Genomic DNA, 13,386 nt, shown 5'->3' on the forward strand with positions numbered 1-13,386 from the left:
CATTGTGAGATAAGTAAGATCGCCCATTATTGATTTATTCATTATGGAGCGAATATGTCTATTCTATTACAAGGTGGTCGTTTTAAAAAACGTTTAATGCCGATTTTATTGTCTGTTGCGTTAGCAGGTTGTTCTAACTTATTTGGCAGCAGCTTTACCCAAACATTACAGCGTGATGCCAATGCGAGCTCTGAATTTTATATGAACAAATTAGGGCAAACACAGGATAAAGAAGATCAACAAACTTACAAACTCTTAGCGGCGCGTGTATTAATTTCTGAAAATAAAGTACCCCAAGCGGAAGAGCTATTAACGGAGTTAGTTGACTTAAACGAAGCACAACAATTAGATCGTACGTTAATTGAAGCCCACATCGCCGCAGCAAAAGGCAATAATGATGTTGCTGAAGGTAAATTGCGTGCACTCGATCTGACTAAATTAAGTCCATCACAAAAATCTCGTTATTACGAAACCTTTGCTCAAACAGCAGAAAATCGTAAAGATGTGATTGAAGCGGTGAAAGCGCGTATTAAAATGGATGAGAGCTTAACAGACATGCAACGTCGTAAAGATAATGTTGATAAAACGTGGTCGTTACTCCGTTCTGCGAATACTGCTGTCATCAATAATGCCTCTGATGAAGGTAGCGTGGCATTAGGCGGTTGGCTCACCCTAATTAAAGCTTATAATGACAACATCCGTCAGCCGGTACAATTAAGCCAAGCATTACAAAGCTGGAAATCAGCTTATCCAAATCACGTTGCGGCAACCTTTTTCCCTAAAGAGCTAGAAAGCTTGTTGAATTTCCAACAAACGAATTTAGCTCAAATTGGTTTAGTTTTACCTTTAAGCGGCGATGGCCAAATCTTAGGTACAACGATTCAATCAGGTTTCAATGATGCAAAAGGTGACTCAACCATTCCAGTACAAGTGTTTGACTCATCGACCACCCCGATTAATGACATTATTGCACAGGCAAAAGCATCGGGTATTAAAGCGTTAGTAGGTCCATTACTTAAACAAAACGTCGATGCCATCATTGCGAATCCAAGTGCAGTACAAGGCATGGACGTGCTCACATTAAACGCAACAGCAAATACTCAAGCAATTAAACAAGTCTGTTATTACGGTTTATCTCCAGAAGATGAAGCAGAGTCTGCGGCGAACAAAATGTGGAAAGATGGTATTCGCAATCCAATCGTTGCAATGCCGCAAAATGATTTAGGACAACGTGTTGGTAATGCGTTCAACGTACGTTGGCAACGTTTAGCGGGTACAGATGCGAATATTCGCTACTATAACTTACCGGCTGATATTACCTACTTCTTCCAAGGTGCACCACAAGATACAAGTGCGCTTTATGTCATCTCTTCACCAGATGAATTGGCTGAAATCAAAGGTTATTTAGATACCAGCAATCCGAATGTCCGTATTTATGCAAGCTCTCGTTCTAACGCAGCAAGCAATACACCAGAATACTATGCGAAAATGAATGGCGTCCAATTTAGTGATATTCCATTCTTTAAACAAAACGATTCTTCACAATATCAAAAAGTGGCAGGCTCAACCGGTGGTGAATTCCAATTAATGCGTTTATATGCAATGGGTGCTGATGCTTGGTTGCTCATCAACCACTTTAATGAATTACGCCAAGTACCAGGTTACACCTTAAGCGGTTTAACCGGTCAGCTTAGCGCGGATTCAAACTGTGATGTGGATCGCGATATGACATGGTATCAAGTACAAGATGGTAACGTGGTAGCGGTTGCGAACTAATCCATGTTTTCATTAAAACGTCAACAAGGGGCGGGCTTTGAACATCAAGCCCGCCTTTTCTTAGAGTCTAAAGGTCTCAAATTCATCGCGGCGAATCAACATTTCAAATGCGGTGAATTAGATCTCGTTATGCAAGACGGACAAACTATTGTGTTTGTTGAAGTTCGTCAACGCTCCAGCTCAGCATTTGGATCCGCCGTTGAAAGTGTGGATTGGCAAAAGCAACAAAAATGGCTGAATGCCGCAAATTTATGGCTTGCTAAACGCAACCTAAGCCTCGAAGATGCAGATTGTCGTTTTGATCTTATCGCCTTTGGAAAAACCGCCAGTGATATCCAATGGATTCCTAATTTTCTCGATTAACCTTTTCCGATTATGTTACAAAAAGTTAAAGATATTTATAGCGAAAGTATTCAGATTCAAATCTCTGCTTCAAGTTTATTATCAGAAAATATTGCCACTGCCACACAAATGGTGATGCAATGTTTGTTAAGTGGTCATAAAGTGATTGCCTGTGGCGTCGCTCGCTCTTACGCGAATGCCCAATTTTTAGTATCAAACTTGCTTAATCGTTACGATTTTGAGCGCCCTAGTCTACCATCCGTAAATCTTAACCTTGAAAGTGCGGTCGGTTCTTCACTGGTTTTTGATCAACCTATCGATCAACTGTATCAACATCAATTTAACGCTATCGCAAAACCTGGCGATTTATTGATAGCCTTTGCGCCTCTTGGAACAGAAAAAGCAGTGCTAAATACGATTGCTAATGCCGTCAACAAAGAAATTCAGGTCATTGCCTTAACCGGTGCAAACAATGATGCGATTCAAGGTGTGTTAGCTGAAGCGGATCTAGAAATCTCTATTCCTGCCACCAAAGAAACGCGTATCTTAGAAAATCATTTATTCGTCATTAATGCACTTTGTGAGCTTGTTGATAGCACACTTTTCCCAAGAGCTTGACATTAAAGGATTTTCCAACCAAACTATTTCTAAAATTAATTGACTAATAGTTGACTCACTCATTTATGAAAAGGAGATTAATAATGAAATTAACCCCATTAAAAAAATTAGCTTTCGTGCTCGGGGCATCCATTATGTTACAAGGCTGTGTGGCTGCTGTACTAGGTGGCGCCGCTGCGGGAGCAAAAATTGCAACAGATCCTCGCACAATGGGGACGCAAGTCGATGATGAAACATTAGAAGTAAAAGTCGAAAATGCATTAGATAAAGATGCACAGATTAAATCTGAAGGTCGTGTACATGCCGTTTCCTATAGTGGTCGCGTATTATTAATTGGTCAACTTCCGAATGAAAGTGTAAAAGAAACTGCAACCAGCCTTGCAAAAGGCGTAGAAGGTGTAAGTGATGTTTATAACGAATTACGCGTAGGCAATAAAATTAACTTTGGTCAAATTACCAAAGACAGCTGGATTACCACACAAATTAAATCGAAGCTTTTTGTTGGTGACAATGTAAAAGCAACGGATGTAAAAGTGATCACTGAAAATGGTGAAGTATTCTTACTTGGAAACGTTACTCAATCACAAGGTAACTCAGCCGCAGAAATTGCAAGTAAAGTTTCTGGTGTTCAAAAAGTCGTCAAAGTATTTAAATACTTGAATTAATTAAATTTTCGAACGTTGAAGTGCGGTCAAAAATCATCTCGTTTTTGACCGCACTTTTTTCTTTACAAAAATTTACAAAAAAGATCCCGCCTAAAAAAACATCACTTCAAAGATAAGTTATTTATTTTAAATGACTTATCTTTTGTCAATAATCTAAGTAAAAAATTTACTGCTTGAATTCAATTTTAAAACACTCTATCTTGTGCAGCGTCATTTTCCATAACACTATATCTTGTGTTTTATTCAATTCATTTCTCTAGTAGGTTTATCTTCCATGAACAAAGGATTAATGGTTACGAAGCGCGATGGTACGCTTGAACAAATCAATTTAGACAAAATTCACCGTGTGATTACTTGGGCGGCTGAAGGCTTGGAAAACGTCTCTGTTTCTCAAGTTGAATTGCGTTCTCATATTCAATTTTATGAAGGCATTCGTACGTCTGATATTCACGAAACGATTATTAAAGCTGCAGCAGACCTAATCAGCAAAGATACCCCTGATTATCAATACCTTGCTGCACGTCTTGCGGTTTTCCATTTACGCAAAAAAGCGTATGGCCATTTTGATCCGCCTCGTTTATACGATCATGTGAAAAAATTAGTGCGCATGGGCAAATATGATCCTGCCCTTTTAGCCGACTATACTCGTGAAGAATGGGATGAAATGGACGGGTTTATTGATCACTGGCGTGATATGACCTTTTCTTATGCTGCTGTGAAACAATTAGAAGGAAAATACTTAGTTCAAAACCGTGTAACTGGTGAGATTTATGAATCTGCACAATTTCTTTATTTATTAGTTGCAGCGAGCTTATTCTCAAAATATCCACAAGAAACCCGTTTGGATTACATTCGTCGTTTCTACGATGCAACCTCAACCTTTAAGATTTCTTTACCAACGCCTATTATGGCGGGGGTTCGTACGCCTACGCGTCAATTCAGCTCTTGCGTATTGATTGAATGTGGTGACAGCTTAGACTCTATCAATGCTACCTCTGCAGCAATCGTAAAATACGTTTCACAACGTGCAGGTATCGGGGTGAATGCAGGTGCAATTCGTGCGTTAGGTAGCCCTATTCGTGGTGGTGAAGCATTCCATACAGGCTGTATTCCATTCTATAAACACTTCCAAAGTGCTGTAAAATCTTGTTCACAAGGTGGCGTACGTGGTGGTGCGGCGACAGTTTACTACCCGATTTGGCACTTAGAAGTTGAAAGCTTATTAGTATTGAAAAATAACCGTGGTGTGGAAGATAACCGTGTTCGTCACATGGACTACGGCGTACAGTTAAATAAATTAATGTATCAACGCTTAATTAAAGGCGCAGATATTACTTTATTTAGCCCTTCAGACGTGCCTGGACTTTATGAAGCCTTCTTTGCTGATCAAGATAAATTTGAAGAACTTTACGTGAAATACGAACAGGATCCAAATATCCGCAAACGTTCTGTAAAAGCCGTTGAGTTATTCTCTTTATTGATGCAAGAACGTGCATCAACTGGTCGTATTTATATCCAAAACGTGGATCACTGTAATACTCACTCACCGTTTGATCCGCTTGTTGCACCAGTGCGCCAATCTAACTTATGTTTAGAAATTGCATTGCCAACTAAACCATTACAACATTTCCATGATGAAAATGGTGAAATTGCGCTTTGTACACTTTCTGCGTTCAACTTGGGTAAATTAGATGATTTAGATGAGTTAGAAAATCTTGCCGATCTCGCAGTACGTGCATTAGATGCATTACTTGATTACCAAGACTACCCTGTTCCTGCGGCGAAACGTTCTTCATTAGGTCGTCGTTCACTTGGTATCGGTGTGATTAACTATGCGTATTACTTAGCGAAAAATGGCGTACGTTATTCTGATGGTTCAGCGAACGATTTAACTCACCGTACGTTTGAAGCGATTCAATACTATCTATTGAAAGCTTCTATGAACTTAGCAAAAGAATTAGGTGCATGTGAATACTTCAATGAAACCAATTACGCAAAAGGTATTTTACCAATCGATACATATAAGAACGATATCGATAGCTTAACGCAAGAACCATTGCATTATGATTGGGAAACGTTACGTCAAGAAATCAAAGAGTTTGGTTTACGTAACTCGACCTTAACCGCATTAATGCCGTCAGAAACCTCTTCACAGATTTCTAACGCAACAAATGGTATCGAACCACCACGTGGTCATGTAAGTATTAAAGCGTCAAAAGATGGTATCTTAAAACAAGTCGTACCGGATTATGAGAACTTAAGCGACAACTACGAATTACTTTGGGATATTCCAAGCAATGATGGCTACTTACACTTAGTAGGCATTATGCAAAAATTCGTGGATCAAGCAATCTCTGCAAATACCAACTACGATCCAAAACGTTTTGAAGATGGTAAAGTGCCAATGAAAGTGTTGTTAAAAGATCTTTTAACCGCTTACAAATACGGCTTAAAAACCCTCTACTATCAAAACACTCGTGATGGTGCTGAAGACAGCCAAGAAGATTTAGATGATGGCTGTGCTGGTGGGGCGTGTAAGATTTAGTTTTAAGGATATATAACATGATAATTTCATTATCTTTTAGCTCTAAATTTTTAACTGGTTATTCTAAAAGCTATTTAGAAGAGTTTATTCGTTTTTCTCAAAATAAAGTGGCTGAAATTTATCCTGATTGCCAATTAAAAATTAGATCTTTAGGACAAATTTATGTGTCATCCGTAAATCTGTCAGAATTAACTTACATTGCCTACCCAGCAATGGAAGAACCGATTCGTACAATTTGTATCACTATAGGGCGATTGTTGCCCCAATTATGGGAGCAATTTGTAAAAGAAAACCCATCCGATAGCGCAAGCGTCCACGCTTGTGCTAAGTAAATAAACTAAAGGCACAAGCGAAGACGCTTGCGCCAGTATGAAAAAACATTTTAAAAACTGACCGCACTTTACTCATAAGATTAAAGGACAAACAAAAATGGCATACACTACTTTCTCACAAAACAAAAACGACCAATTAAAAGAACCGATGTTCTTTGGTCAAAACGTTAACGTTGCCCGTTACGATCAACAAAAATATGAGACGTTTGAAAAGCTCATTGAAAAACAACTTTCTTTCTTCTGGCGTCCAGAAGAAGTGGATGTGTCGCAAGACCGTATCGACTATGCCGCGTTACCTGAACATGAAAAACACATTTTCATCAGTAACTTAAAATATCAAACTTTATTAGATTCTATTCAAGGTCGTAGCCCGAACGTGGCGTTGTTGCCGTTAGTGTCGATTCCGGAATTAGAAACCTGGATCGAGACATGGACGTTCTCCGAAACCATCCACTCTCGTTCTTACACCCACATTATTCGTAACATTGTGAACGATCCGTCTATTGTGTTTGACGACATCGTGACGAACGAAGAAATCATCAAACGCGCACGCGATATTTCTTCTTACTATGACGATTTAATCCGCGACAGCCAACTTTACAGCCTGTACGGCGAAGGCACTTACGCCGTGGATGGCAAAGAATGCGTCGTCACATTGCGTAATTTGAAAAAACAACTTTACCTTTGCTTAATGAGCGTCAATGCGCTTGAAGCCATTCGTTTCTATGTGTCTTTCGCGTGCTCCTTTGCCTTTGCGGAACGTCAATTAATGGAAGGCAATGCGAAAATTATTAAATTTATCGCACGTGATGAAGCCTTACACTTAACCGGTACACAGCACATTTTAAATATTATGGCTGCAGGTCAAGATGATCCTGAAATGGCTGAAATTGCAGAAGAATGTAAACAAGAGGCCTATGATTTATTCTTAGCAGCAGCGGAACAAGAAAAAGAATGGGCGGATTACTTGTTCAAAGACGGTTCAATGATTGGTTTGAACAAAGACATTTTGGTGCAATACGTGGAATACATCACCAATATCCGTATGCAAGCAGTAGGTCTTCCATTACCATTTGGTGCGCGTTCTAACCCAATTCCATGGATTAACGCATGGCTTGTTTCTGACAACGTACAAGTAGCGCCACAAGAAGTCGAAGTGAGTTCTTACCTTGTTGGTCAAATTGACTCTAAAGTCGATACCAATGATTTCGGTGATTTCGATCTTTAATTAATCACTCTACGTAAAGAGCGGTCAGTATTTTCAGAGTTTAAAACCTTTGGAAAATTGGCCGCTTTTTTGTTTACATACACGGTGAACCGGATTCAAGAGCCAAAGATAAAATTATCTTATGTGAAAAAGTAGCACTATTCCATCTCTACCACTCCAATTCCGACAACTTTCTGGATAAAAAGGATAACTTAATTAAAAAAGGCTTAACAAAAAACAATGCTATAGGTAGAATAGGAAAATTCTGTTTATTATTAAATAAATTACATTCTAAGTAAAAATTAACGAGGTAAAGGATATGTCAGAGCAAGAAGTAAAAGAATTAGATCTCCATGGTGAAATGCTCGTTCGCCGTGAAAAATTAGCCGCATTACGTGCAAAAGGTAATGCGTTCCCAAACCAATTCCGTCGTGACGCCCTTGCTCAAGATTTACATGATAAGTATGAAGCCGAAGATGGCGAAGTATTAAAGGACAAAGCGATTGAAGTGGCCGTTGCTGGTCGTATTATGACTCGTCGTGCAATGGGTAAAGCCACCTTTATTACCTTGCAAGATATGAGTGGCAAAATTCAATTATACGTTGCTCGTGATAACCTTCCTGAAGGCGTTTATGCGGAAGATGTGGGTAGCTGGGATTTAGGCGATATTATTGGGGTGAAAGGTACGCTTTTCAAAACCAAAACCAATGAATTAACCATCAAAACAACTGAAGTTCAACTTTTAACCAAAGCACTTCGTCCGCTACCAAACAAATTCCATGGTTTAACCGACATGGAAGCGCGTTATCGTCAACGTTACTTAGATTTAATTTCTAATGAAGAATCTCGTCGCACATTTATTATCCGTTCAAAAGTGGTTGCAGGTATTCGTGAATTCTTTATTTCTAAAGGTTTCATGGAAGTTGAAACCCCAATGCTACAAGTGATTCCAGGCGGTGCATCTGCTCGTCCATTTATCACTCACCACAACGCATTAGATGTTGATATGTATCTTCGTATTGCGCCAGAACTTTACTTAAAACGTTTAGTGGTTGGTGGTTTTGAGCGTGTCTTCGAATTAAACCGCAACTTCCGTAATGAAGGGGTTTCTGTCCGTCATAATCCAGAATTCACCATGCTTGAATACTACCAAGCTTATGCGGATTATCATGATTTAATGGATAACACCGAAGAATTATTACGTAAATTAGCGATTGATATTCTTGGTACAACCATTGTGAAATACGGTGATTTAGAATTTGACTTCGGCAAACCGTTTGAGCGTATCACATTACATGATGCGACCATTAAATACGGTGCAGATAAAGGTATCGTAAAAGAAGATCTTTATGACTTCGATCGTGCAAAAGCAACCGCTGAACGCTTAGGTATCGAAGTACAAAAATCTTGGGGCTTAGGCTCTATCGTAAATGCAATCTTTGAAGAAGTGGCTGAACATCACTTAATTCAACCAACTTTCTTAATGGCACATCCAGCAGAGATTTCTCCACTTGCACGTCGTAACGATGAAAACCCAGAAGTAACAGACCGTTTTGAATTGTTCATCGGTGGACGTGAAATTGGTAACGGCTTCTCAGAATTAAACGATGCCGAAGACCAAAACGAACGTTTTGATGCACAAGTTGCAGCGAAAGAAGCAGGTGATGATGAAGCGATGTTTAAAGATGATGACTTCGTTGTGGCACTTGAACACGGTTTACCACCAACAGCAGGTGAAGGTTTAGGTATCGACCGCTTAGCAATGCTTTATGCTAATGCACCATCTATCCGTGATGTGATCCTATTCCCTGCAATGCGTCAAAAATAATTAAATTGCAATAACATAAAAGGAAGTCTATCGACTTCCTTTTTTATTGTTTAAAAGTGCGGTCATTTTTTAGCGCATTTCATAAAAAAAGAGATAACCGCCTTTACGATTATCTCTTTTACATTCTAAGCTAGATTATCTACCCCAAACTTCTTCCACTATGTCACGGATAAATTCGAGTTTCTTCCATTGTTGCTCTTCAGTCAGGATATTCCCCTCTTCCGTTGAAGCAAAACCACATTGTGGGCTTAAACAAAGTTGATTGATATCCACATATTGTGCCGCTTCTTTAATACGAGCAATAATTTCATCACGGTTTTCTAACTCACCCGATTTTGAGGTTACTAATCCTAACACTACTTGTTGATTCTTAATAAAGCGTAAAGGTTTGAAATCGCCTGCACGATCACTGTCATACTCCAAGAAGAAACCATCTACATTACAATGACCAAATAAAGTTTCTGCGATAGGCTCATAACCACCTGCCGAGAACCAAGTTGAACGGAAGTTACCACGGCAAATATGCATTGTAATCGCTAAATCAGCTGGTTTCGCAGCCACGATTTTGTTTAACATATACACATAATCTTTAGCAATTTGATCTAAATCTAAACCGCGTTCAGTATAGGTTTTACGTTTATCTTCCGCACAGAACTCGCCCCAACTGGTATCATCCAACTGTAAGTTACGGCAGCCTAATTTATAGAAGATATTCATCGCATCAATATAAGCCTCAGCAATATCATCTAATAATAACTGATTGTTATCTTTATACCGTTCAATCGGCTGATAATCTGTGGCACGTACTGTACAAATTAAATGCAGCATTGACGGAGAAGGAATCGTTAATTTGACTTCAGTCTCCCCTGCCATTTTTTGCAATGAGCGATAATGTTCAACAAATGGATGGCTCTCTGAAAAACCGATCTTATCCACAATTTTTAACGTTTTTGGGCGTACATTATCGTGTTTAAATTGCACTGAGAATTTCTCCGCATCCACTTCTTTCACGCCATCTAATGCAGCTAAGAAATCTAAATGCCAAAAAGTACGACGAAATTCACCGTCGGTCACTGCATGCAATCCGACATTTTTTTGATGCTCTACCAATTTTGCAATTTCTGCATCTTCAACTTGCGTTAAATCAGCACAAGAAATATCACCACAACTGCATTGATGACGAGCCTGTTTTAAAGTCTCTGGACGTAAAAAACTGCCAACAATATCAAAACGATATGGCGCAGAAGTACGAATAGTGGCATTTGGAAAAAGTTTACTCATTTTGCTTTCCTATATTTAATTCATCTTAATGATAGACTGAGTGTAACAAAACTAACGTCTTCATTAAAGATTAGACGTCTAGATGGATGTGAATTTTATTTCAATTTAATATGAATGAAATTGATATAAAAAGAAAAAGTGCGGTTCAAATTTCTCTTAAATTTTGACCGCACTTTCAATGATTAACGATAGTTTACTTGTTCGCTATCAGATAAATGAATGGTAGTTTTCGCCAACTGCGTTTCTGAAATCACCTTACCATGGCGAATCGAATAACGTGTAGGAACTTGACGGCGTACAGCATCAAAGCCATTTTCTGCAGGCAATACAATAAAGTTTGCACTGTTACCTTCTTGGATTCCGTAATCCGTTAAACCTAATGCTTTCGCACTATTTTCTGTGACCAGTTTCAAACCATCATTAATTTGACCATATCCCATTAACTGGCAAACATGTAATCCCATGTGTAATACTTGTAGCATATTCGCTGTACCGAGGGGATACCAAGGATCAAACACATCATCATGGCCAAAACAAACATTGATGTTATTTTTGAGCATCTCTTTTACTCGTGTTACACCACGACGTTTTGGATAGGTATCAAAGCGCCCTTGAAGATGAATATTCACTAATGGATTGGCCACAAAATGAATTTTTGACATTTTTAGTAATCGGAAAAGGCGTGATGCATAAGCATTATTATATGAGTGCATGGCTGTTGTATGGCTTGCTGTCACCTTTTCCCCCATGTCATATTTCAAGGCTAATGCCGCGACCGTTTCAACAAAACGAGATTGTTCATCATCAATTTCATCACAATGAATATCAATCTGCTTGTTGTACTTACGAGCAATATCAAAAGCAATATGCATCGACTCTACACCATATTCACGGGTAAATTCAAAATGAGGTATGCCGCCAACAACATCAGCCCCCATCTCCATAGCCTGATCTAATAGTTTCTCACCATTTGGATAAGACAAAATACCTTCTTGTGGAAATGCTACAATCTGTAAATCGACCCAAGGTGCAATTTCTTTTTTGACTTCAAGCATGGCTTTTAGCGCAGTTAATGTTGGATCAGAGACATCAACATGAGTACGGACATACTGAATCCCATTTGCAATCTGCCATTTTAATGTCTTCCATGCGCGAGATTTTACATCTTCATGGCTTAACAATGATTTACGCTCAGCCCAACGTTCAATCCCTTCAAATAAGGTACCAGATTGATTCCAATTAGGCTGCCCTGCTGTTTGTGTCGCATCTAAATGAATATGAGGCTCTATAAATGGAGGATAAACAATCCCTTCTTCACCATCGAGTATCTCACCTGAATAATTAAAAACCTCATCTTGAGAAAAAATTCGACTAATTTTTCCTTCTTCAATTAAAATCTGCCATAACCCTTCGCGATTATGAATATGTACATTTTTAACTAACATTCTTTTTCCTTATTTCATCGCTAATTTTTTACCGAGTAATGGTGTTAAAACCAAATAGGTAACTGCCCCACCAATCACCGCGTTCACAGGAATAATGCCTGGTAGTAATTTACCACAAGCCACACCAACAATAACTGAAACGATAGCAGTCCAATTTATATTTAAGAATTTAGCTTGTTCAAAATTCTCATAGGCTTTACGACGTAAAATATAATCAGCAATAATGACACCACCAACAGGAGGAATTGCCGAAGATAAGAAAGTCAGCCAGCCGACGAAATTATTATATAACCACAAGGCACATAAGGTTCCGATAATACCATTGACGACGGATAAAGTGCGGCTACTTAATCCCGTAATATTCGCAAAACCTAAACCAGAAGCATAAAGCGCATTGTCATTTGTCGTCCAAATATTTAAACCGAGCACAATAATGGCTGGAATAATAAGACCTTGAGCAACCATCACATCAGAAACATCTGACATTCCCGTTACTGCTGCACCAGCTGCACCAAAAATAAACATTAATGAGTTACCTAAAAAGAAAGCAATCATACTAATAATGATTGCTTGCTTTGCTTTTCGACCAAATCGAACAAAATCGGCAGTTAATGAGCCTGCACTAATGAAGGAGCCCACAACTAATGTGATCGCCATTGAGAGTGAAATGCTTTCTTTTGGCACAATATGTTCCAACACCTCTAAGCCACCGGCATTAGTCACAGCAAGATAAACGGAGTAAGAACCTAATACGGCAATAGCAGGCACCGCAATAGTGGAAAGAATCGTCAGTGCTGAAATACCAAAGAAGACCGTAATCGTCATCAATAAACCCGAGCCAAGAATTAAATAATTCACATCAATACCCGTTACTTTATTAACTGGGATTGCAAACATCGCCACGCCAACACCAAACCAACCAACTTGAGTGCCACCAAGCAATAAGGAGGGTAACCAAGAGCCTCGGATACCAAAGGAATAGCGCGCTAAAATATGCGTGGTTAATCCTGTTTTAGCCCCGATATACCCAAGAAAAGAGGTATAAATACCTAACATTAGGTTGCCTAAAATAACGGCAAGCCAGAAATCATTATAGGTTAACGATGTCCCTAATGTTCCCCCTGTCCACATACTCGCTGAAAAGAATGTTAAACCTAACATAACAAATGTTAACGCTACCGCACCTTTTCGCTCATTTAAAGGAACAGGTTTTAAACTAAAATTTTCCGAACTCATGAAATAATCTCCTCCCGAATAAAAAATCGAGGCATTCTAATACGACAAAAACACAAAAGCAAACGTTTGCGCATATTGTTTTAGCAAAAAATAGATATAAAAATACCCGCA

Annotated in this window: 11 protein-coding genes; 8 read left to right on the top strand and 3 right to left on the bottom strand. The window is 38.9% G+C overall.

Going from position 1 to position 13,386, the window contains the following annotated elements; all coding sequences use genetic code 11:
- The first annotated feature begins 54 nt into the window (after positions 1 to 54).
- The 8 genes from RDV53_RS10020 (at position 55) to lysS (ending at position 9,313) form a co-directional block, all read left to right on the top strand.
- Positions 55 to 1,776: a penicillin-binding protein activator gene (locus tag RDV53_RS10020; protein WP_005696311.1), complete on the top strand. Its 1,722-nt coding sequence runs from the start codon at positions 55 to 57 to the stop codon at positions 1,774 to 1,776.
- 3 nt (positions 1,777 to 1,779) lie between these two features.
- Entirely contained in the window at positions 1,780 to 2,139 is a 360-nt protein-coding gene (locus tag RDV53_RS10025; protein ID WP_005696312.1) for a YraN family protein, read from the top strand.
- 12 nt (positions 2,140 to 2,151) lie between these two features.
- A complete protein-coding gene (locus RDV53_RS10030; protein WP_005696313.1) occupies positions 2,152 to 2,736 on the top strand; it encodes a D-sedoheptulose-7-phosphate isomerase in 585 nt (194 codons plus the stop codon).
- Between the two features lie 83 nt (positions 2,737 to 2,819).
- Positions 2,820 to 3,401 carry a division/outer membrane stress-associated lipid-binding lipoprotein gene (gene dolP, locus RDV53_RS10035; RefSeq protein WP_005696315.1) on the top strand — a complete coding sequence of 194 codons (582 nt, stop codon included), beginning with the start codon at positions 2,820 to 2,822 and terminating at the stop codon, positions 3,399 to 3,401.
- Between the two features lie 274 nt (positions 3,402 to 3,675).
- Positions 3,676 to 5,946: a class 1a ribonucleoside-diphosphate reductase subunit alpha gene (nrdA, locus tag RDV53_RS10040; protein WP_005696316.1), complete on the top strand. Its 2,271-nt coding sequence runs from the start codon at positions 3,676 to 3,678 to the stop codon at positions 5,944 to 5,946.
- A 17-nt stretch (positions 5,947 to 5,963) separates the two neighbouring features.
- The gene (locus RDV53_RS10045; protein WP_005696317.1) at positions 5,964 to 6,278 is read left to right on the top strand and encodes a hypothetical protein; all 315 of its coding nucleotides are present in this window, start codon (positions 5,964 to 5,966) and stop codon (positions 6,276 to 6,278) included.
- 97 nt (positions 6,279 to 6,375) lie between these two features.
- A complete protein-coding gene (gene nrdB, locus RDV53_RS10050) occupies positions 6,376 to 7,506 on the top strand; it encodes a class Ia ribonucleoside-diphosphate reductase subunit beta (protein ID WP_005696318.1) in 1,131 nt (376 codons plus the stop codon).
- 298 nt (positions 7,507 to 7,804) lie between these two features.
- Positions 7,805 to 9,313 carry a lysine--tRNA ligase gene (gene lysS, locus RDV53_RS10055; protein WP_005696319.1) on the top strand — a complete coding sequence of 503 codons (1,509 nt, stop codon included), beginning with the start codon at positions 7,805 to 7,807 and terminating at the stop codon, positions 9,311 to 9,313.
- A gap of 135 nt (positions 9,314 to 9,448) precedes the next feature.
- On the opposite strand, the gene RDV53_RS10060 is transcribed toward lysS, so the two are convergent.
- From RDV53_RS10060 to codB, 3 genes are all read right to left on the bottom strand, one after another.
- Entirely contained in the window at positions 9,449 to 10,594 is a 1,146-nt protein-coding gene (locus RDV53_RS10060; protein WP_005696320.1) for a 5-methyltetrahydropteroyltriglutamate--homocysteine S-methyltransferase, read from the bottom strand.
- A 182-nt stretch (positions 10,595 to 10,776) separates the two neighbouring features.
- A complete protein-coding gene (locus tag RDV53_RS10065) occupies positions 10,777 to 12,039 on the bottom strand; it encodes a cytosine deaminase (RefSeq protein ID WP_005696322.1) in 1,263 nt (420 codons plus the stop codon).
- A 9-nt stretch (positions 12,040 to 12,048) separates the two neighbouring features.
- A complete protein-coding gene (codB, locus tag RDV53_RS10070; RefSeq protein ID WP_005696324.1) occupies positions 12,049 to 13,275 on the bottom strand; it encodes a cytosine permease in 1,227 nt (408 codons plus the stop codon).
- Positions 13,276 to 13,386: the final 111 nt, after the last annotated feature.

This window comes from Haemophilus parainfluenzae ATCC 33392, assembly GCF_031191205.1.
Taxonomy (GTDB): Bacteria; Pseudomonadota; Gammaproteobacteria; order Enterobacterales; family Pasteurellaceae; genus Haemophilus_D; species Haemophilus_D parainfluenzae.